Origin of the sequence: Serratia sp. T13T92, assembly GCF_047530105.1 — a bacterium.
GTDB lineage: Bacteria > Pseudomonadota > Gammaproteobacteria > Enterobacterales > Enterobacteriaceae > Chania > Chania fonticola.
Genome location: NZ_JBLJAK010000031.1, coordinates 1 through 20381, shown reverse-complemented (window position 1 = coordinate 20381; position 20381 = coordinate 1). Strand labels below are relative to the sequence as shown.

Genomic DNA, 20381 nt, shown 5'->3' with positions numbered 1-20381 from the left:
TTTACCTGGTTAACGCGCCTATTTAGACGTGAACTGTTGGGTTAAATAATTACTGGTACCATTCAGTTTCGACATCATGGTATCCAACTGAACAAATTGCTGTTTGTAACGATCGATGGAGTTTTGAATGCTTTCGGTCACGCGGGTGATTTGGGTATTCAAACGGTCGAGGTTGGTGTTGATACTCTTGGTCGAGTTCTCAATCACGCCACCGGCCTTGATATAGTTTTGGATCTCATTGTGGATTTCCGTTGCCATACCGCTCTCCTTACCATCTCCAGCGAAGAAATTGGCTACCTGATCGGGTTTTTCATCGATAGCTTTTTTCAACTTGTCGCTGTCCAATTCCAGTTTGCCGGTTTTGGTATTGGTAGTAATACCCAGGTTACCCAGGCCCTTCAGCTCTGGATTGTCCTGTGCGGCGCTGAGCGCGCTCTTGATTGAGGATTGGATGCCGCGCAGCGTGTTGTCGCCCAGCAGCGCCCCATTTTTGTTGTTCTGTGCTTCGCCACTCTTTACTGGGGTGTATTTGGTCAGGGAATTAAAGGTATCCAATAGCGAGTTATAGCTATCAACCCAAGCCTTGACCTTGTCCGAGGTGCCGCTTTTATCTGCGGTGATCACCAGGTTCTGCGGTTCGCCCGTTTTGGTGGTGGTTTTCAGATCCAGCGTCACCCCTTGCAGGGCGTCGGCGATCGAATTGGTACTGCGCTTGATGGTGGTGCCGTTAATGGTCAACTCGGCATCCTGGCCTTTGACCGTTTCCTTCATCGAGTTACTGGTGCTGGTAGGATCATAATTTAAGATCGCTCCCAGTTTATCGTCATTGTTAACCTGCACCTTAACCGTATTGTTTTCGCCGGTAGTGGAGGAACTGATGGCCAACTGATATTCGTTGTCGCCTACGCGCATGATGGTAGCGTTCACCCCGGCCTTGGCGCCGTTAATCGCATCGCGCATTTCCAGCAGTGAGGTTTGATCGTCACCCAGCGGGATTTTGACCTCTTTGGGCGGGTTGCCGGCGGTGATCGAAATCGAACGATCGCTGGCGCCACTAGTGCCCAACTTCTCCGCTTGATCTTTAATATCGGCCTTTGTCGTCAAGGTTTGCGGCTGCGCCAGGTGCAGCACCTCGATGCTGTAGTTACCCGGGACCGACTTGGCGTTGGTAGTCACGTTAAACTGATCGTGAGTGGTGGCAGTAGTATTGTTAAAGAATTCTGGCTTGGCCAAATCCTTGCTCAGGTTATCGAATTTTTCCAGCGAGCTTTTCAACGTGCCGTAGGCAGTCAGCTTGGCGTTATAGCTGGTTTGCTGGGTAGTATAAGGTGTCAGACGTTGTTGTTCCGCCTTGGTCAGCTTGTCCAGCAAGCCGTTGAGGTCCAGCCCTGAGCCGATGCCTAATGAACTAATCGATGCCATTCGTGATTCTCCTATGGTCAATGACTTTTACGCTCTATGCGTTATCGGCTCAGTATTCAAAAAGTTTACGGATAAATAGAAAAAACGATGGCGCAGTAGAAGAGGGAAAAACAGCGTTATTCGCGCCATTGGCGAAAAGTGAAAAAAACGGAAAAAAAATCTAAAGGTTGCGGGGGGAGCGCCGATACCTGAGGAGACGGTGGTTGACGCCGTGGACCAACAAGGTCCGAACCCTTTAATTGTGAATGCGAACGTCGCAACTGATTCGTAAGGAAAGCAAATTATGGCACAAGTAATTAATACCAACAGCCTGTCGTTGATGGCGCAGAACAACCTGAACAAATCTCAGTCTTCTCTGGGGACCGCTATCGAGCGTCTGTCTTCCGGTCTGCGTATCAACAGCGCGAAGGATGATGCTGCGGGTCAGGCGATCTCTAACCGTTTCACCGCTAACATCAAGGGCCTGACTCAGGCTTCCCGTAACGCTAACGACGGTATCTCTCTGGCGCAGACCACTGAAGGCGCACTGAACGAAGTCAACGACAACCTGCAGAACATCCGTCGTCTGACCGTGCAGTCTCAGAACGGTTCTAACTCTTCTAGCGACCTGCAGTCAATCCAGGACGAAATTACCCAACGTCTGAACGAAATCAACCGTATCTCTGAGCAGACCGATTTCAACGGCGTGAAAGTACTGAGCGGTGACCAAAAACTGACCATTCAAGTTGGTGCCAACGATGGCGAAACCATCGATATCGATCTGAAAAATATCAATGCCAGCACTTTGGGCCTGGATAAGTTCAGTGTTGCTGATGGTGTCGATGTTGCTAAAGTTGGAACGACTCCAACTACAATAGCAACGGGTAAAACCTTGGCTATCGATAGCAATGGCAAGCAAGCAGGCGGTGCTGCTCCAGCCAGTTACAAAACAGATGATGCAACTGGCGATCTGTATGCCATTGGCGCTGATGGTAAGTCTTATAAAGCCACCATTGACAATGCCACAGGTAAAGTGGGCACCATTGCCGGTACAGAAACAGATACTACATCAATGACTCTGTCTTCGGCCACGACAGTTAAACAAGAGGTAGCTCCAACAGGTGCTGATGCTGCTAATCTGAAATCTTATGATAGTGGTAAGTCATATGTTATTCAGGAAGGCACTGGCACTGATGCCAAGTACTTCAAAGCTACCGTAGATGGTGACGGTAAAGTTAGTAAAGGCGCGGAAATGAGCACCGATCCTAAAACCACCGATCCACTGGCAGTACTGGACAAAGCTCTGTCACAAGTTGACGGCCTGCGTTCTTCCCTGGGTGCGGTACAGAACCGTTTCGATTCTGTTATCAACAACCTGAACAGCACCGTGAACAACCTGTCTGCATCTCAGTCTCGTATTCAAGATGCTGACTACGCGACCGAAGTGTCCAACATGAGCCGTGCCAACATCCTGCAACAGGCTGGCACCTCTGTTCTGGCCCAGGCTAACCAGTCTACCCAGAACGTACTGACCCTGCTGCGTTAATCGACTCCTTCAGATTAGCCTGTCATCCAAACCCTGCTTCGGCAGGGTTTTTTTGTCTTCTGCTGCCGTCTGGGTTTTTACATGGCACAAATAAAGCCCGTTTTGTACGGCTGTTCAGACGATTGGTATTGCACCTGCTACGGATAATAGCCATGACTCCGTTATCCGCAGGTTAGACATAGTGAGCGATCTGTATACCGCCGAAGGCGTCATGGACAAAAATTCTCTCTGGCTACGCTACGTACCGTTAGTTCGCCACGAGGCGTTACGCCTGCAGGTTAGGCTGCCCGCCAGCGTGGAACTGGACGATCTGCTGCAAGCAGGGGGAATAGGGCTGTTAAACGCTGTTGAGCGTTACGATGCCCTGCAAGGAACGGCCTTCACGACCTATGCCGTGCAGCGTATTCGCGGCGCAATGCTCGACGAGTTGCGTAGCCGCGACTGGGTGCCGCGCAGCGTACGCCGCAACGCTCGGGAAGTGGCGCGCATGATGCAGCAGTTGGAACAGCGGCTTGGCCGCCCAGCAAGCGAAGTGGAGGTGGCGCAGGGGTTGGATGTCTCGCTGGACGAGTATCGCCAGATCCTGCTGGACACCAATAATAGCCAGCTATTTTCTTACGACGAATGGCAGGAAGAGCATGGCGACAGTGCCGAACCGGTGCTGGAAGGTCATGAAGCTGCCAATCCGCTGCATCAACTGTTGGAAGGCAATCTGCGCCAGCGGGTGATCGATGCCATCGAGGCGCTGCCGGAACGCGAAAAACTGGTGCTGACGTTGTATTACCAGGAGGAGTTGAATCTGAAGGAAATTGGCGCAGTGCTTGATGTGGGTGAGTCGCGAGTCAGCCAGTTGCATAGCCAGGCAATTAAACGCCTGCGGGCACGTCTGGCCCAGGACAACTGAACCCCAAAGCCTGCCTCCCTAACCAACCTGATTACTGCCGCAATAAATGGACTGCAAAAGATGCCAGGAAAACAGTTGAAGAAACGGCCACTCAGCCGCTACCTGAAAGATTATAAACACAGCCAAACCCATTGCTCCCAGTGCGAGAAGGTGCTCGACCGCATGGCGCTGGTGTTCCGTGGCAAGATCATCAATAAGGAAGCCATCGCCCGGATGGATCAACCGATTGACGATCTGGTCTGGCAAAACGTGCAAAGCGAGTTGACCGCGCTGTGCCGGTTTTGTAGTGAAATCTCCTGTAATAGCCACCCCAGCTACTTCGACATCATGGCGTTTAAACAATATCTGTTTGAACAGACCGAGATGAACCACAGCACCATCCGCGAATATGTTGTGCGCCTGCGGCGCCTGGATGAAATGCTGGTGGCACACAACTATCCTGCCGATCAGTTTGCCAGCGCGTTCAACCATCAGCGTATTATTGATGATCTGCCACCGGCGGTGAGCGATAACTACCGCATTGCGCTGCGTAAATACGACCAGTACCTGGCCTGGCAAAAAAGTTACTGAGACTGCGGACCCTTCTCCGCCAACTCATAATGTAGGGGCGCTGCATGCGGCGCCCGTTCAACTCCGTATTGATTAACTAGACTCGGCCAGCCGGGTTACCCTGCAGCCACCCCCACGAATAAAGAGTGATTATTCAGAGCACATCTGATAAATCTATCACTCAAACACCGTTATTTTATTCCCTGGGGGAAGTTGTGGATCTGCAACAGCAACTGGCGCAATTCCCGCGCCTGGATTTGGTTGGCTCTGCCACGCCGCTCGAAAAGTTATCCCGCCTTTCAGACTACCTTGGCCGCGACATTTACATCAAACGTGACGATGTCACGCCGATGGCCATGGGTGGTAACAAGCTGAGAAAACTGGAGTTTTTAGCCGCCGACGCGGTACGCCAAGGGGCCGATACCCTGGTTACCGCCGGTGCCATTCAATCCAACCACGTTCGCCAGACCGCCGCCGTGGCGGCCAAGCTCGGCCTGCAATGCGTTGCGCTGTTGGAAAACCCCATCGATACCAAAGCGGAAAACTACCTCAGTAACGGTAACCGTCTGCTGCTCGATCTGTTCAATGTTGAAGTGGTGATGTGCGATGCCTTGCATGATCCGCAGATGCAACTGGCCGATCTGGCCACACGTTTGGAAGCCCAGGGTTTCCGTCCTTATGTTATCCCCGTAGGGGGTTCCAACGCGCTCGGCTCATTGGGCTATGTGCAGTGTGCGCTGGAAATTGCTGCACAAAGCCATGGCGTCACCTTCAGTTCGATCGTAGTGGCATCCGGCAGTGCCGGGACTCACGCCGGCCTGGCGGTGGGGCTACAGCAACTGCTGCCTGAGAGCGAACTGATTGGCGTGACCGTTTCCCGCAAGGTGATCGATCAGTTACCGAAGGTTGAACAGTTGCAAAAAGCGGTCGCCTGTTCGCTGGATATTGACGAGCTGGCCCCCATTACCCTGTGGGATGACTATTTTGCCCCGCAGTACGGTATGCCGAATGACGAAGGTATGGCGGCGGTGAAGCTGCTGGCGCAGCAGGAAGGTGTACTGCTGGACCCGGTCTATACTGGTAAGGCGATGGCGGGGTTGATTGATGGCATCAGCCAGAAACGTTTTCGCGATGAAGGTCCGATCCTGTTTGTGCACACTGGTGGAGCTCCTGCGCTGTTCGCCTATCATCCACAGGTCTGATGCCGAGCACAGTTGTTATTCCATTTAGAACTATAGTTATTAGGTTATATTCCTTTATGAAGTATTTATGACTGTTAAAGTCATGAAATCAAAAAGATAAACAACAGATGGGGTGTCTATGGTCTTTTCAAAATTTCGTCGTCAACTGCTGCTGGGTGTGATGGCCGTGGCGCTGACCACCGGCTTGAACGTGAAAACCTACGCGGCCGATAACTTGCTCGATCAGGTCAAGCAGCGCGGCACGCTGATCGTTGGGCTGGAAGGCACCTATCCGCCGTTCAGCTTCCAGGGCGAGGACGGCAAACTGACCGGCTTCGAGGTGGATTTCGCTAATGCACTGGCGGAACATCTGGGGGTGAAGGCCAAGCTCAATCCAACCAAATGGGACGGCATGTTAGCCTCGCTGGAGTCCAAGCGTATCGACGTGGTGATTAACCAGGTCACTATCTCCGATGAGCGTAAGAAAAAGTACGATTTCTCTACCCCTTACACCGTTTCCGGTATCCAGGCGCTGGTGAAGAAAGGCAATGAAGGCATTATTACCAAGGCCGACGATCTGAAGGGCAAGAAGGTCGGCGTGGGTCTGGGCACCAACTACGAACAGTGGCTGCGTGACAACGTGAAGGGTGTTGATGTGCGTACCTACGACGATGACCCAACCAAATATCAGGATCTGCGCGTAGGCCGCATTGATGCCATTTTGGTCGACCGTCTGGCGGCGTTGGATTTGGTGAAGAAAACCGGTGATACGTTGGCCGTCGCTGGCCCGGCATTCTCTCGTCAGGAAGCTGGCGTAGCAGTGCGTAAAAACAATCCGGAACTGCTGGCCGCTATCGATCAGGCGATTGCCGAAATGCAGAAAGACGGGACGTTGGCGAAGATCTCTGAAAAATGGTTTGGCGCGGACGTAACTAAATAATGCAAGAGAGTATCCAACTGGCGCTGGATTCAGCGCCATTTTTATTACGGGGTGCGCTGTTGACCCTCCAGCTCAGTCTGGGGGGCATGGCGCTCGGTTTGATCCTCGGGTTTTTGCTGGCGCTGATGCGCCTTTCGCCGTTATGGCCGATCTCCTGGCTGTCACGCATCTACGTTTCCCTGTTTCGCGGTACGCCGCTGATCGCCCAGCTGTTTATGATCTATTACGGCTTACCGCAGTTTGGCATTGAGCTGGATCCGTTCCCGGCGGCATTAATCGGCCTTTCGTTAAACACCGCAGCCTATACGTCGGAAACGCTGCGTGCGGCGATTTCCTCGATCGATAAAGGGCAGTGGGAAGCGGCGGCCAGTATCGGTATGACGCCTTGGCAGACCCTGCGCCGGGTGATCCTGCCGCAGGCGGCTCGCACCGCGCTGCCTCCGCTGGGCAACAGCTTTATCGGGTTGGTCAAGGATACCTCGCTGGCGGCGACTATTCAGGTGCCGGAGCTGTTCCGTCAGGCACAACTGATCACCTCACGTACGCTGGAAGTGTTCGCCATGTATCTGGCGGCATCGCTGATCTACTGGGTGATGGCCACCTTGCTTTCCGCGTTGCAGAACCGTCTGGAAGCGCACGTTAACCGTCAGGATCAGGAGTAGCCGATGAGCGCCATCGAAGTCAGACAGTTGGTTAAAAAGTTCAAAGGGCAGACCGTATTGCACGGTATCGATCTTGAGGTGAACGCGGGAGAAGTGGTGGCGATTATCGGGCCGAGTGGTTCCGGTAAGACGACCTTGCTGCGCAGCATCAACCTGCTGGAGGTGCCGGATTCTGGCACTATCCGTGTCGGTGACATCTTGATCGACAGCGCTCGCCCGCTGAGCAAACAAAAAAATCAGGTACGGGCCCTGCGCCAGCAGGTGGGCTTTGTGTTTCAGAGCTTCAACCTGTTTCCCCACCGCTCGGTGCTGGAAAACATCATCGAAGGACCGGTGATTGTTAAAGGAGAGGCCAAGGCCAGCGCTGAAAAACTGGCGCGTGTCCTGTTGGCAAAAGTGGGGCTGAGCGGTAAAGAGCAGGCTTACCCTAAACGTTTGTCCGGCGGTCAGCAGCAGCGCGTAGCCATTGCCAGGGCGTTAGCGATGCAGCCCGAGGTTATTTTGTTTGATGAACCGACCTCTGCGCTGGATCCTGAACTGGTTGGTGAAGTGCTCAATACCATTCGCGCTTTGGCAGAAGAGAAACGCACCATGGTGATCGTCACCCACGAAATGAGCTTTGCCCGTGACGTGGCCGATCGCGCCATTTTTATGGATCATGGCCGCATTGTCGAGCAGGGGCCAGCGAAGGCGTTGTTCGCCAACCCGCAGCATCAGCGCACCAAGCAGTTTCTGGATAAGTTTCTCAATCAGTGATCTTGTCAGGGGGCGATGCCCCCTTAACCTCGTTATCCTGCCTTTAACAACTCATTACGCGCTGCGGCGGCGAGAAATGCGCTGCGGCTGCCATAGCCCGGATGCTGCTGCACCAGCGTATCAATGCGGTTGAGCAGCCTGTGGGGCAACGTGATATTGATGCGTTCTGCCCGGCCATCGAACTTGTCCATATTGATATCCACCAGTAACCACTGGCCGCCATTAAGGGCGTCGTTGCCCTGAGCCAGATGGAAGGACACTGCTTGTGGGCGTGGAATGGCCTGATTCTCTTCGCTCAATAATTCAAAGTGGGCATCCAGCGCGCTTTTGGCATCCTGGAAGGTCTGATCGAGACTGTCTCCGGCAAAGTAGCAGCCTGGCACATCGGGAAAAAAGCCGCTGGCGCTGCCATCGGGCTCGGCATGTATATAAGCGGGATAAAACATAGTGTTACCTCGTCATTGCGAAATGGTCTAGGAATTAAGCAACCCTGCATCCTTCATGATTTGCCGCAGCGTTCCCAATTTCACATCCTTATTGGGATGAGGCACGGTGATCACCAACGGTGAGTTGGGGTGTTTGAATTGATGGTGGCTGCCTTTGATCCGTTGTAAAACCCAACCATGGCTTTCGAGTCGTTTAATCAGTTCTGAACTTTTCACCTGTTCATTCCTTATAATACACACCATACACATTTATTGGCAAGGAGATGAATACGGTATCGGCTGACTTTTGTGCAGGCAATAAAAAACCCCGCGTCAATGCGGGGTTTGCGAAGAGGCTCGCAATTGGGGCTGCCATCTTCATTCTGCCAGGGCTTTTGGGATGTTCGTGGTGCTACTGGCTACTCAACAGAATCTATTAGTGAAAGGCAGAAGAGAATTCGCAGACCACTTCCTTAACGCTGCTAATCTTGCCAATGCCGCCAGCGGCGCCAGATACCGTGATCACCCCATATTGGTGGTCTCCGTCTAACATACCTGTCTTGATGATGCCCACTTCACTCTCGCCGCGTCCCGCGCGGATACTCTCGGTGGCGATGACGCGAATATCTCCCGCCGGAGTATTAATTTCAACCAACTCCTCAGACTGAACGTCGACAATCGCTTGCTTGGTATTGAGGCTGGCAGGGGATTCAAACGTGGTGATAAAACGTGTGCCGACATAGATCCCGGCAGCTCCCATTGCCATGGCCGCCTTTGCGGTTTTCAGGTTATAGATACCTCCGGCGGCAATCACCGGGATTTTGACCACATCGGTGACCTGGGGCAGTAAAACCAGGGTGCTGATACGGTGTTCACTCAGGTGTCCTCCAGCCTCATGGCCGGTGACAATGATCGCATCCACCCCGATATTTTCCGCCATGATGGAGTTCTCAACCGTCGGTGAGATTTCGCGGTGAATAACGATAACTCCAGCCTCTTTCAGCCTGCGGATGTATGTTTCACCTTTGGTAATATCCTTACCGCTGGTTATGACGATGTTAATTTTTTCCTGCAGGATGACCTCCAGCAACGGCTCGGCGTATTTAAAACTGATATCGACTCCTTCGATGGGCAGGAGGTAATTAACGGCAAAGGGTTTATCCGTTAAGCTTCTGGTTTTCCTTATTTCCTGGCGGAAAGCCTCTACGGTCGCAACTATTCCGCCATTGGCAACCTGGCGTCCTGCATTCGGGCCTAATACTCCCAGCCCCCCAGCGTTAGAGACCGCAGCGGCCAGTTCGGCAGAGTTCAGCCACACCATGGAGGCTTGAATAACCGGTGTTTCGATAGCTAATAAACTCTGTAATTTCATGATTCCATTCCTTAGTAAAGTTTTGCGTAGGACGATCCTTACAGCTTATGTAACGATCGTTATTTAATGACCATACGCGCAGAGTGGTGATGATGCAATCATATTTTGTAATGATCGTTATTTTAAGTGGCGCCATGGTATAAACTGGGGCAATATTTTATAGTGATCGTTACATAAATGGTGTCACCAAGGCCCTGGAGCCCTATACATGAGAAAGGATCTACCGGAGCGGCCTGCACGTGGCAGGCCTAAAAAACTCGATCGCGACGATGTGTTGGAAAAGGCTATGGGGTTGTTCTGGCGCTTTGGCTATGAACCCACGTCGATGTCTCAACTGATTGAGGAAACAGGAACCAAACCTTCTTCGCTATACGCTGAGTTTGGTAGCAAGGAAGGCTTATTTTGTGCGGCGGTGGATAAGTATCTGGCCACTTACGGTCACGCCAGAGATGTGATCCTTGAACAGGACGATCTCCCTTTACCACAGGTAATTGAGCAGTTGCTGCGTACTTGCGTTGATTGGTTTACCGACACAGAGACTCCCGCCGGCTGCTTTATGGTTGTTGCCACTTTTGGGATGTCTGCTGAGGATGAGGCGTTATTTAACCAGCTTAGCCAGCCAAGAAATTCCGCAGAGAAAAAAATTGTCGAGTGCCTGGAGCTGCGCGTTCGCCAGGGAGAACTGCCGGAAAACACCAACTGTGCTCTGTTGGGTAAGTACATTGCCAATGTCATCCAGGGCATGTCTGTGCAAGCCCGCAATGGAGCAACCCGAGAAGAGCTCTCTGGTTTGGTGGATATCTTTATGGATCAATGGCAAGCGATATCTGCATCCTGACGGCTTTTGAACTGCCATACCTCAGACAATAAAAAACCCCGCATTGCTGCGGGGTTGGTGGTGTCACTCGAATTTGGCGATTAACCGATAGTCATCAGGCTGGCGTTACCCCCGGCGGCAGCGGTGTTGACGCTTAATGAGCGTTCGATCAACAGGCGTTCCAGCAGGATGTTGGTTTCACCGCGGGCGAAACCTTGCACCGAGACAATAGCACCGCTGCGTTGTGCGATTTGCTCACACAGAGTGCGCAGTTGATCGGCGTCGCCGTGATAGATGGCCGCATCAAACTCGACTTTATCCTGCGCCCAATCCTTGGTGAAACCGATCCGTGCCTGAACGGCGGCTGGCAGGCTGCGATACAGCGTGCGCTGTAATTCCGCTTCCAGCCACAGCGCCTGGCTGCCAACCGCCAGCACGGCGGCCAACTGGTTCAACGCATCGGCGTTGTTGTCCGCCAGGCACAGCACACGTTCACGTGGCAGCAGGGCGTAAGTGTTGCGTTCCCCAGTTGGGCCTGGCAGCGGGCGAACGGTACCACCCTGGCCCAGTTCGGCGTATTGTTGCGCCAGGACTGCCAATTCGCGATGGTTCTCCGCCACGGCCCATTGTTCCAAGGCCTGATGCGGTACAAGCAGCGTAGGGCGTACGGTAGCCTCCAGAGGACGCTCGTTATCCTGGCGATTCAGAGTGCGCTGCACGGCATCCTGTGGACGGCTGGCTAGCAGGCGGTACAGATAGAGTGGACCACCGGCTTTCGGCCCGGTGCCAGACAATCCCTCGCCACCAAACGGCTGAACGCCTACCACTGCACCCACCATATTGCGGTTAACATACAGGTTACCGACCTTGGCATGATCGGTGACTCTAGCGATGGTTTCATCGATACGCGTATGGATACCCAGCGTCAGACCATAGCCTGAAGCATTGATCTGATCGACCAACGCGCCCAGGTTGGCACGCTGGAAGCGAACCACGTGCAGCACCGGGCCAAAGATCTCTTTTTGCAGCTCGTCAAAGCTTTCCAGTTCGATCAGCGTTGGCTTCACAAAGGTGCCGCGAGCCCACTCTTTCTCATCATCTCCCAGGCTTTTTGCCGCCTGATAAACCTTGCGGCCTTTGGCTCGCATGGCTTGGATATGACGTTCAATGCCGGTTTTGGCTTCGGCGTCGATCACCGGGCCAATGTCCGTAGACAGGCGTTCTGGATTACCCATCCGGCATTCGGCCATCGCCCCGCGCAGCATTTTCAGGGTGTGTTCTGCCACGTCTTCTTGCACGCACAGGATGCGCAGGGCAGAGCAACGCTGTCCGGCACTGTCGAAGGCGGAGGCCACGACATCGGTCACCACCTGTTCGGTCAGAGCAGAAGAGTCGACGATCATCGCGTTTAAACCACCGGTTTCGGCAATCAACGGGGTTGGGCGGCCTTGAGGATCCAGACGGCCTGCGATATTGCGTTGCAGAATGCCCGCAACGTCAGTAGAGCCGGTGAACATCACGCCGCGTACGCGGGCATCATTGACCAAGAGGGAACCGACGGTTTCACCCTGGCCAGGCAACAGCTGCAGGACGCCCTGAGGAATACCAGCCTCCAGCAGAATACGCACCGCCTGGGCGGCGACCAACGGCGTCTGTTCTGCCGGTTTTGCCAGCACGCTGTTACCCGCGGCAAGGGCGGCGGCAACCTGGCCGGTGAAGATGGCCAGCGGGAAGTTCCACGGGCTGATACAGACTACCGGACCTAACGGGCGATGGCTGTCGTTGGCGAAGTCGTCACGCACTTGGCCAGCGTAGTAATGCAGAAAATCAACGGCTTCACGGACTTCTGAGATAGCGTTATTGAAGGTTTTACCCGCCTCGCGCACCAGGATCCCCAGCAGGCTTTGCAGCTGGCTTTCCATCAGCTCTGCCGCGCGTTCTAAAATGGCGGCACGTTCGGAAGGTGGGGTGGCAAACCAGATCGGCCCAGCCGCGGCAGCGGAATCTAATGCCCGGCTGACTTCACCTTCGGTGGCCTCACGCACATAGCCGACAATATCACCCGGTTCGGCTGGGTTGATCACCGGTTGTTCAACGCCTTGATCCAACGGAGCATCGATCATCGGCTCAGCACGCCATTGCTGGCTTGCGCTGGTGAGCAGGGCGCTGGACAGCGAAGCCAATCGCTGTTCGTTAGCGAGATCCAGACCGCTGGAGTTAACGCGTTTTTCACCATATAGCTCACGCGGCAATGGAATGCGCGGATGTGGTAAACCTATGCGGCCTTCGCTAGCCGCCATGGCCTCGACCGCGCTGACCGGATCGGCTACCAACTCGTCGAGCGGCAGGGTGGCATCGGCGATACGGTTAACGAACGAGGTATTGGCACCATTCTCCAACAGACGGCGTACCAGATAGGCCAGCAGCGTTTCGTGCGTGCCGACCGGCGCATAAATACGGCAAGGGCGGTTCAGCTTGCCGTCGGCCACTTTGCCTACCACCTGCTCGTACAGCGGTTCGCCCATGCCGTGCAAGCACTGGAATTCGTATTGGCCCGGATAGTAGTTATTGCCTGCCAGATGATAGATGGCGCTCAGCGTGTGGGCGTTGTGGGTAGCAAATTGCGGATAAATCAGGTTCGGTACCGCCAGCAGCTTGCGGGCGCAGGCCAGATAGGAAACGTCGGTATACACTTTGCGGGTATACACCGGGTAGCCTTCCAGGCCATCCATCTGGGCGCGCTTGATTTCGCTGTCCCAGTAAGCGCCTTTAACCAGGCGGATCATCAGACGACGGCGGCTGCGGCTGGCCATGTCGATCACCGCATCAATGGCAAACGGACAGCGCTTCTGGTAAGCCTGAATAACAAAGCCGATGCCGTTCCAACCGGCCAACTGCGGCTCAAAGCACAGCTTTTCCAGCAGATCGAGGGAGATCTCCAGCCGATCGGCCTCTTCGGCGTCGATATTAATGCCGATATCGTATTGGCGCGCCTGCAACGTCAACGACAGCAAGCGTGGATACAGCTCTTCCATCACGCGATCGTACTGGGCGCGGCTGTAGCGTGGGTGCAGCGCTGAAAGTTTGATCGAGATGCCGGGGCCTTCATAGATGCCACGGCCATTGGAGGCTTTGCCGATAGCGTGGATTGCTTGCTGATAGGAAACCAGATAGGCCTGCGCATCGGCTTCGGTCAGTGCGGCTTCACCCAGCATGTCGTAGGAGTAGCGGAAACCTTTGTCTTCCAGCTTGCGCGCATTGGCCAGCGCTTCGGCGATGGTTTCACCAGTCACAAACTGTTCGCCCATCAGGCGCATTGCCATATCGACCCCTTTGCGGATCAACGGCTCGCCGCGTTTACCGATGATGCGGTTCAGTGCGCTGGAGAGATTGGCTTCATTATGGGTAGACACCAGCTTGCCGGTAAACAGCAGGCCCCAGGTTGCGGCGTTGACGAACAGCGAAGGGCTGCGGCCAAGGTGGGAGTGCCAGTTGCCGTTGCTGATTTTGTCGCGGATTAACGCATCGCGCGTTGGCTTGTCTGGAATACGCAGCAGCGCTTCGGCCAGGCACATCAGAGCCACCCCTTCCTGAGAAGAGAGCGAGAACTCCTGCAGCAACCCTTGCACCATACCGGCACGGCCGTTAGCACTCTTCTGGTTACGCAGCTTTTCGGCAATGCCATAGGCCAGTTTATGGGTGGCCTGTGCCAGATCGGCGGGTAAGCGCGCCTGTTCAAGCAGCATTGGCACCGCTTCGGTTTCCGGGCGGCGGTAGGCGGCGGTGATAGCCGCACGAGTGACGGACTGCGGCAGGATCTGTTCGGCAAACTCGAGGAAGGGTTGATGGGACTCTTCAGGCACTTGCGGCGTGACGTCATCCGCTTCTGCCTGGCCGGCAGCGGCCAGCGTAGGAATTTCTGGCAGATCGGAACCGCTCTCCAGACGTTCAAGATAATTGAAAATAGCCTGCTTGATTAACCAGTGTGGCGTGCGGTCAATTCGTTGTGCCGCGCTCTTGATGCGATCGCGGGTTGCTTCATCGAGCTTCACGCCCATTGTGGTAGTGCCCATGCCAATCCAGCTCCTGTATTTGGACCCCTCATAACCGGCTAGATTAGGGGCGATCCGTAGCGTAATTAGGTTGTTGATGCCGACAATATCCTGCATGTTGCAACTTTGTGCAACCTTGTTAAATACACTCCATAACGAAGTGTGACTCCAATCGATTTTTTAACATCTTGCGTGCTACGGATTACGTGCAGAGAAGTGGGATTGTGGCGTGAGTCTAGGTTATTTCCCTGTATTAATCAGGGTTAAGTAAGAGGTGCAACTCATTTCGGCTATGGCGAGTGCAACCTTAACAGCGAATAAATGTGACCTGGCGTGAGTTTCGTGTGACTTTTTTGTTAAATCTCTTGTTGGTTGTTGACTGCCTCAACTAGGATAGCCAGCGTTCAGACCATGATGGGTATAAACGCTGTTCATCCGCCACCATCGCAATGCGCCCCGTTCCGGCGCTTGGCGGGTGAAATTACTGACATAAAAATACCCGATAACTTTCAAGAGGCTGCTAACATACGGCGGCTTGAAAGGGAGAAGGGAATAAAAAGTGGAGAGTTTGAAATAATGAACACACCTATGCTGGTGACCTTCGTGGTCTACATCCTTGGGATGGTGGTGATCGGCCTGCTGGCCTATCGGGCGACCAACAACTTTGACGACTACATTCTGGGTGGCCGCAGTTTGGGCAGCGTGGTGACCGCGCTCTCTGCTGGGGCATCCGATATGAGCGGCTGGCTGCTGATGGGCCTGCCGGGTGCGATTTTCCTTTCCGGTATTTCGGAGAGCTGGATCGCCATCGGGCTGACCATTGGTGCCTACCTGAACTGGAAGCTGGTGGCAGGACGGTTACGCGTCCATACCGAAGCCAACAACAACGCCTTGACGCTGCCGGACTACTTTACCAGCCGTTTTGAAGATAACAGCAAACTGCTGCGGGTGATTTCCGCCATCGTGATCCTGGTGTTCTTCACCATCTATTGTGCTTCCGGCATTGTGGCCGGTGCGCGCCTGTTTGAAAGCACCTTCGGTATGACCTACGCCACCGCGCTGTGGGCCGGGGCAGCCGCCACCATCCTGTATACCTTTATCGGCGGGTTCCTGGCGGTCAGTTGGACCGATACCGTGCAGGCCAGCCTGATGATTTTTGCGCTGATCCTCACGCCGGTCATCGTCATCTTCGCCGTGGGCGGCATCGACAGTTCGATGCTGGTGATCGCGGCTAAAAACCCGGCCAATCTGGATATGATGAAAGGGCTGAATCTGGTGGCGATCCTGTCGTTGCTGGGCTGGGGGCTGGGCTACTTTGGTCAGCCGCATATTCTGGCGCGCTTTATGGCTGCGGATTCCCACCGCACCATCCGTAGCGCTCGCCGCATCAGTATGATCTGGATGATCCTCTGCCTGGCGGGGACCATTGCGGTTGGCTTCTTCGGCATCGCTTACTTTGCCAATAACCCGGATCAAGCGGGCAATGTGACGCAGAACGGCGAGCGGGTGTTTATCGAACTGGCCATGCTGCTGTTTAATCCATGGATTGCCGGGATCCTGCTGTCGGCTATTCTGGCGGCGGTGATGAGCACCCTGAGCTGTCAGCTGCTGGTCTGTTCGAGTGCGATCACCGAAGACCTGTACAAAGCCTTCTTGCGCAAAGAGGCCAGCCAGCGTGAGCTGGTGTGGGTAGGGCGTGCGATGGTGCTGGTAGTGGCGCTGGTGGCTATTGCCCTGGCGGCTAACCCGGAGAACCGCGTGCTGGGTCTGGTAAGCTATGCCTGGGCCGGCTTTGGTGCCGCATTTGGCCCGGTGGTGCTGATCTCGGTGATGTGGTCGCGCATGACCCGTAACGGCGCGCTGGCCGGTATGCTGGTGGGGGCGATCACCGTGATCGTCTGGAAGCAGTTCGCCTGGCTGGGTCTGTATGAAATCATTCCTGGTTTTGTGTTTGGTTGTATCGCCATCGTGGTGGTCAGCCTGATGGGCCGCCAGCCTTCGGCAACCATCACCAAACGTTTTGATCTGGCAGAGGCCGAGTTCAAAACCGTCTAAACCCGCCTTAATCTCTCCCCGGTAATCGGGGAGAGATCCGCTTTCCCCATCACTCCTCTTACCAAGCTGTAACAACTAGCGACATTTGATTAATAAAAATCACACTTCCGCCTCTTGTTTTTCTTTTCAGTAGAATGATAATCACTATCGTTCTGGTTTACTTTTCTTTACATTGCCGCAGTCTGGTCGACCCAGAACCCGCGGCTGACTACAAACGCCTTTTCAGGGGTTAATATTCTATGTTTGTTCCTTTCCTTATCATGTTCCGTGAGGGGTTGGAGGCTGCGCTGATCGTCAGTTTGATCGCCAGCTATCTGAAGCGGACTCAACGCGGTCAATGGCTTGGTGTGGTATGGATTGGAGTGATCGTCGCCGTTGCTCTGTGCCTGGCGTTAGGTATCTTCATCAATGAAACCACCGGCGAGTTTCCGCAAAAACAGCAAGAGCTGTTCGAAGGGCTGGTAGCGGTGGTGGCGGTGTGCATCCTGACCTATATGGTGTTCTGGATGCGCAAGGTTTCCCGCTCGGTGAAGGTGCATCTTGAAGGGGCGATTGATAACGCTCTCAACTCGGGTAAAAGACAAGGATGGGCATTGGTGGCGATGGTGTTTTTTGCCGTTGCCCGTGAAGGACTGGAGTCGGTGTTCTTTCTGTTGGCCGCGTTTCAGCAGGATGTGGGCATTGCCGCGCCAATCGGTGCGATGCTCGGCCTGGCGTGCGCCATCGTAGTGGGCATGCTGATCTATTGGGGCGGTATCAAATTGCACCTGGCCAAGTTCTTCAAATGGACCAGTCTGTTTATTCTGTTCGTGGCTGCGGGCCTAGCTGCCGGGGCGATCCGTGCCTTCCACGAGGCCGGATTGTGGAACCACTTCCAGGATATCGCGTTCGACCTCAGCAACCAGCTATCCACGCATTCACTGCTGGGCACCCTGTTAGAGGGAATGTTCGGCTATCAGGAAGCGCCATCGGTTAGCGAAGTGGCGGTCTATTTCCTGTATCTGATCCCTGCTCTGATTTTCTTTTTCCTGCCGCAGCGTACGGAGTCCTCAACGATCCCGGCGCAACGCAAGACACATCACTAATTTACTAGGGAATTCCGTATGTCTACTCCGTTATTTCGCCGCAAGGCATTGCATGCCGCATTACTGGCCGTTCCTGCTTTCGCGCTGAGCCTCAACGCGCTGGCGGCGGATATCCCTCAAGTTAAGGTGACCGTAAACGACAAACAGTGTGAGCCGATGCAGTTGACCCTGCCCGCCGGTAAAACCCAGTTTGTGGTGCATAACACCAGCCAGAAGAACCTGGAGTGGGAAATCCTCAAAGGCGTGATGGTGGTGGAAGAGCGTGAAAATATCGCGCCAGGTTTCACCCAGAAAATGACGGCAAACCTCGAACCGGGCGAATACGATATGACCTGTGGGCTGTTGAGCAACCCGAAAGGCAAGCTTGTCGTCACGGCTGCGGGGGCGGTAGCTGATGGCAAACCGAATGTGATGGATCTGGTTGGCCCGATTGCCGAATATAAAGTCTATGTCACCAAGGAAGTTGAAGGGCTGGTCAAGCAGACCAAGTTGTTCACCGATGCGATCAAAGCCGGTGATGTGGCCCAGGCCCGCAAGCTTTATGCGCCAACCCGTCAGCACTACGAGCGTATCGAACCGATTGCCGAGCTGTTCTCCGATCTGGACGGTAGCATTGACGCCCGTGAAGACGACTATGAGAAAAAAGCCGAAGATCCGAAATTCACCGGCTTCCACCGTCTGGAGAAAGCGCTGTTTGCCGATAACACCACCAAGGGCATGAATGAGTATGCCGATGGTCTGTATAAAGACACGCTGGAGTTGCAAAAACGCATCGGTGAACTGACCTTCCCGCCAAGCAAAGTGGTGGGCGGTGCTGCTGGCCTGATTGAAGAAGTGGCGGCCAGCAAGATCAGCGGTGAAGAGGATCGCTATAGCCGTACCGACCTGTGGGATTTCCAGGCCAACGTCGATGGCGCCCAGAAGATTGTGAACCTGTTGCGTCCGCTGTTGGAAAAGGCCAACCAGCCACTGCTGGCGAAGATCGACGCCAACTTTAAAACCGTCGATACCATCCTGGCTAAATACAAGACCGCAGAGGGTTATGAGTCTTACGAGAAGCTGACCACCGCGGATCGTAATGCGATGAAAGGGCCGATCACTACGCTGGCAGAAGACCTGTCACAGCTGCGTGGCGTGCTGGGTCTGGATTAAGGCTAAGCATGATGAACAACAAGACCGGCCCGCAAAACGGGCCGTTTCCTCAAGATGAGCAGGCCGCTTCGCCTTCGCGCAGGCGGTTGTTGCAGGGTTTGGGCATGATGGGCGGTGCTCTGGCGTTGGCAGGGCCATCCCTGGCCCGGGCTGCAGAAGAGCCGCTGGCTACCTCGCAGGACGAACGCTGGCAAAAACAACCGTTTTACGGCCAGCACCAAGCCGGTATTTTGACGCCGCAGCAAGCGGCCATGATGCTGGTGGCTTTCGACGTGTTGGCGACCAACAAACAGGATCTTGAACGGCTATTTCGTCTGTTGACTAACCGTATCGCGTTCCTCACCAGCGGCGGTAAGGCACCGGAGGTCGATCCCAAGCTGCCACCGTTGGATTCGGGCATCATGGGGCCGGAAATTTACCCTGATAACCTGACCATCACCGTTTCCGTTGGCACTTCGCTGTTTGATGAGCGCTTTGGCTTACAGGCGCAGAAACCGCTGCATCTGCAAACCATGACGCGTTTCCCCAACGATTCACTTGATGCTGCCCTGTGTCATGGTGACTTGCTACTGCAAATCTGTGCCAATACCAATGAAACGGTGATCCACGCGCTGCGCGATATCATCAAGCATTCGCCAGACTTGCTCAGCGTGCGCTGGAAGCGGGAAGGTTTTATCTCGGCACACTCGGCCCGCAGCCGGGGCAAAGAGACGCCAATTAACCTGCTGGGCTTCAAAGACGGCACAGCCAACCCAAAAACCAGCGATAAGCCGTTAATGGATCAGGTGGTATGGGTCGGTGATAAAGCGGGAGAACCTGCGTGGGCCGTTGGCGGTAGCTATCAGGCTGCGCGTATTATTCGTTTCCACGTCGAATTTTGGGATCGGACGCCGTTGCAGGAGCAGCAAACCATCTTTGGCCGCGAAAAGCACAGTGGTGCGCCGTTGGGGATGAAGCACGAGCATGATGAACCGGACTATGCCAAAGACCCGGAAGGTAAGCTGATCCGTATGGATGCCCATATTCGGTTGGCCAACCCGCGTACGCCACAAACCCAGAGCAACCTGATGCTGCGCCGTGGTTACAGCTATTCGCTGGGCGTTTCCAATTCGGGTCAGTTGGAAATGGGGTTGCTGTTTGTCTGTTACCAGGCTGACTTGGAACAGGGTTTCCTGACGGTGCAGAAACGATTGAACGGTGAAGCGCTGGAGGAATACGTCAAGCCTATCGGCGGCGGCTATTTCTTTGTGTTACCGGGCGTCAAGACGAGTGGCGATTATTTGGCCAGCAGTTTGTTGCAAGCTTGAGACGCTAAAGTTGTTAGTTGGACAGAGAAGCGCAGCGCAAAGGCTGCGCTTCAGATTGATGACAAAGTCCTGGCCGTGAGGCCAGGACTTTGATCTAATAAGGTCAGTGCAAAAACGGACTGACTGCCATGCTCAAAGAACCTTCTCCCCATCAGTACCAGTTTGAAACCATTACCC

General features: G+C 54.3%; 17 protein-coding genes. 12 read left to right on the top strand and 5 right to left on the bottom strand.

Annotation, left to right across the window (positions count from 1 at the left end; all coding sequences use genetic code 11):
• Positions 1–18: 18 nt before the first annotated feature.
• Complete coding sequence (gene fliD, locus ACMV5I_RS21700; RefSeq protein ID WP_414825238.1) at positions 19–1422, bottom strand: flagellar filament capping protein FliD; 1404 nt, start codon at positions 1420–1422, stop codon at positions 19–21.
• 283 nt (positions 1423–1705) lie between these two features.
• On the opposite strand from fliD, the gene ACMV5I_RS21695 reads away from it, so the two are divergent.
• The 7 genes from ACMV5I_RS21695 (at position 1706) to tcyN (ending at position 7939) form a co-directional block, all read left to right on the top strand.
• Positions 1706–2947 (top strand): FliC/FljB family flagellin, encoded by a 1242-nt coding sequence (locus tag ACMV5I_RS21695; protein WP_414825237.1) that lies wholly within the window; start codon positions 1706–1708, stop codon positions 2945–2947.
• A gap of 181 nt (positions 2948–3128) precedes the next feature.
• Positions 3129–3851, top strand: a complete 723-nt coding sequence (locus ACMV5I_RS21690) for an RNA polymerase sigma factor FliA (RefSeq protein ID WP_121607154.1) — start codon at positions 3129–3131, stop codon at positions 3849–3851.
• 60 nt (positions 3852–3911) lie between these two features.
• Positions 3912–4421 (top strand): flagella biosynthesis regulatory protein FliZ, encoded by a 510-nt coding sequence (fliZ, locus tag ACMV5I_RS21685; RefSeq protein ID WP_024528880.1) that lies wholly within the window; start codon positions 3912–3914, stop codon positions 4419–4421.
• 194 nt (positions 4422–4615) lie between these two features.
• A complete protein-coding gene (locus ACMV5I_RS21680) occupies positions 4616–5602 on the top strand; it encodes a D-cysteine desulfhydrase (protein ID WP_024528879.1) in 987 nt (328 codons plus the stop codon).
• Positions 5603–5720: 118 nt separating this feature from the next.
• On the top strand, positions 5721–6521 hold the full coding sequence (tcyJ, locus tag ACMV5I_RS21675; RefSeq protein ID WP_414825236.1) for a cystine ABC transporter substrate-binding protein: 801 nt from the start codon (positions 5721–5723) through the stop codon (positions 6519–6521).
• A complete protein-coding gene (gene tcyL / locus ACMV5I_RS21670) occupies positions 6521–7183 on the top strand; it encodes a cystine ABC transporter permease (RefSeq protein ID WP_021180972.1) in 663 nt (220 codons plus the stop codon). Before tcyJ ends, tcyL begins: the two co-directional genes overlap by 1 nt.
• Positions 7184–7186: 3 nt before the next feature.
• Positions 7187–7939, top strand: coding sequence for an L-cystine ABC transporter ATP-binding protein TcyN (gene tcyN / locus ACMV5I_RS21665; RefSeq protein ID WP_021805696.1), 753 nt, complete (start codon positions 7187–7189; stop codon positions 7937–7939).
• Between the two features lie 32 nt (positions 7940–7971).
• Here the strand turns inward: tcyN and ACMV5I_RS21660 are convergent, their stop codons facing one another.
• The 3 genes from ACMV5I_RS21660 to ACMV5I_RS21650 all read right to left on the bottom strand — a co-directional run bounded on the left by ACMV5I_RS21660 (position 7972) and on the right by ACMV5I_RS21650 (position 9736).
• Positions 7972–8385, bottom strand: a complete 414-nt coding sequence (locus tag ACMV5I_RS21660) for a type II toxin-antitoxin system HicB family antitoxin (RefSeq protein ID WP_414825235.1) — start codon at positions 8383–8385, stop codon at positions 7972–7974.
• 27 nt (positions 8386–8412) lie between these two features.
• Entirely contained in the window at positions 8413–8601 is a 189-nt protein-coding gene (locus ACMV5I_RS21655; RefSeq protein ID WP_121607152.1) for a type II toxin-antitoxin system HicA family toxin, read from the bottom strand.
• A gap of 199 nt (positions 8602–8800) precedes the next feature.
• Positions 8801–9736 carry an NAD(P)H-dependent flavin oxidoreductase gene (locus ACMV5I_RS21650; RefSeq protein ID WP_121607151.1) on the bottom strand — a complete coding sequence of 312 codons (936 nt, stop codon included), beginning with the start codon at positions 9734–9736 and terminating at the stop codon, positions 8801–8803.
• A gap of 208 nt (positions 9737–9944) precedes the next feature.
• Between ACMV5I_RS21650 and ACMV5I_RS21645 the strand changes: the two genes are divergently transcribed.
• The gene (locus ACMV5I_RS21645) at positions 9945–10574 is read left to right on the top strand and encodes a TetR/AcrR family transcriptional regulator (RefSeq protein WP_071680877.1); all 630 of its coding nucleotides are present in this window, start codon (positions 9945–9947) and stop codon (positions 10572–10574) included.
• Positions 10575–10654: 80 nt separating this feature from the next.
• Here ACMV5I_RS21645 and putA read toward each other — a convergent pair whose 3' ends face one another.
• Positions 10655–14626, bottom strand: coding sequence for a trifunctional transcriptional regulator/proline dehydrogenase/L-glutamate gamma-semialdehyde dehydrogenase (gene putA / locus ACMV5I_RS21640; protein ID WP_414825234.1), 3972 nt, complete (start codon positions 14624–14626; stop codon positions 10655–10657).
• 555 nt (positions 14627–15181) lie between these two features.
• Here putA and putP point away from each other — a divergent pair.
• From putP to efeB, 4 genes are all read left to right on the top strand, one after another.
• Positions 15182–16660, top strand: a complete 1479-nt coding sequence (gene putP / locus ACMV5I_RS21635) for a sodium/proline symporter PutP (RefSeq protein ID WP_414825233.1) — start codon at positions 15182–15184, stop codon at positions 16658–16660.
• Between the two features lie 239 nt (positions 16661–16899).
• On the top strand, positions 16900–17745 hold the full coding sequence (efeU, locus tag ACMV5I_RS21630) for an iron uptake transporter permease EfeU (protein ID WP_024485638.1): 846 nt from the start codon (positions 16900–16902) through the stop codon (positions 17743–17745).
• 18 nt (positions 17746–17763) lie between these two features.
• Positions 17764–18897, top strand: a complete 1134-nt coding sequence (efeO, locus tag ACMV5I_RS21625) for an iron uptake system protein EfeO (protein ID WP_121607149.1) — start codon at positions 17764–17766, stop codon at positions 18895–18897.
• Positions 18898–18908: 11 nt separating this feature from the next.
• On the top strand, positions 18909–20204 hold the full coding sequence (gene efeB, locus ACMV5I_RS21620; RefSeq protein WP_202671484.1) for an iron uptake transporter deferrochelatase/peroxidase subunit: 1296 nt from the start codon (positions 18909–18911) through the stop codon (positions 20202–20204).
• The last annotated feature ends 177 nt before the right edge of the window (positions 20205–20381 follow it).

What these genes read in the sequence shown, in the direction of transcription:
- tcyN (WP_021805696.1), top strand. Translation starts at nt 7,187, where the DNA reads ATGAGCGCCATCGAAGTCAGACAGTTGGTTAAAAAGTTCAAAGGGCAG.
- tcyL (WP_021180972.1), top strand. Translation starts at nt 6,521, where the DNA reads ATGCAAGAGAGTATCCAACTGGCGCTGGATTCAGCGCCATTTTTATTA.
- fliD (WP_414825238.1), bottom strand. Translation starts at nt 1,422, where the DNA reads ATGGCATCGATTAGTTCATTAGGCATCGGCTCAGGGCTGGACCTCAAC.
- ACMV5I_RS21695 (WP_414825237.1), top strand. Translation starts at nt 1,706, where the DNA reads ATGGCACAAGTAATTAATACCAACAGCCTGTCGTTGATGGCGCAGAAC.
- ACMV5I_RS21650 (WP_121607151.1), bottom strand. Translation starts at nt 9,736, where the DNA reads ATGAAATTACAGAGTTTATTAGCTATCGAAACACCGGTTATTCAAGCC.
- efeO (WP_121607149.1), top strand. Translation starts at nt 17,764, where the DNA reads ATGTCTACTCCGTTATTTCGCCGCAAGGCATTGCATGCCGCATTACTG.
- putA (WP_414825234.1), bottom strand. Translation starts at nt 14,626, where the DNA reads ATGGGCACTACCACAATGGGCGTGAAGCTCGATGAAGCAACCCGCGAT.
- tcyJ (WP_414825236.1), top strand. Translation starts at nt 5,721, where the DNA reads ATGGTCTTTTCAAAATTTCGTCGTCAACTGCTGCTGGGTGTGATGGCC.
- fliZ (WP_024528880.1), top strand. Translation starts at nt 3,912, where the DNA reads ATGCCAGGAAAACAGTTGAAGAAACGGCCACTCAGCCGCTACCTGAAA.
- ACMV5I_RS21660 (WP_414825235.1), bottom strand. Translation starts at nt 8,385, where the DNA reads ATGTTTTATCCCGCTTATATACATGCCGAGCCCGATGGCAGCGCCAGC.
- efeB (WP_202671484.1), top strand. Translation starts at nt 18,909, where the DNA reads ATGAACAACAAGACCGGCCCGCAAAACGGGCCGTTTCCTCAAGATGAG.
- putP (WP_414825233.1), top strand. Translation starts at nt 15,182, where the DNA reads ATGAACACACCTATGCTGGTGACCTTCGTGGTCTACATCCTTGGGATG.
- efeU (WP_024485638.1), top strand. Translation starts at nt 16,900, where the DNA reads ATGTTTGTTCCTTTCCTTATCATGTTCCGTGAGGGGTTGGAGGCTGCG.
- ACMV5I_RS21645 (WP_071680877.1), top strand. Translation starts at nt 9,945, where the DNA reads ATGAGAAAGGATCTACCGGAGCGGCCTGCACGTGGCAGGCCTAAAAAA.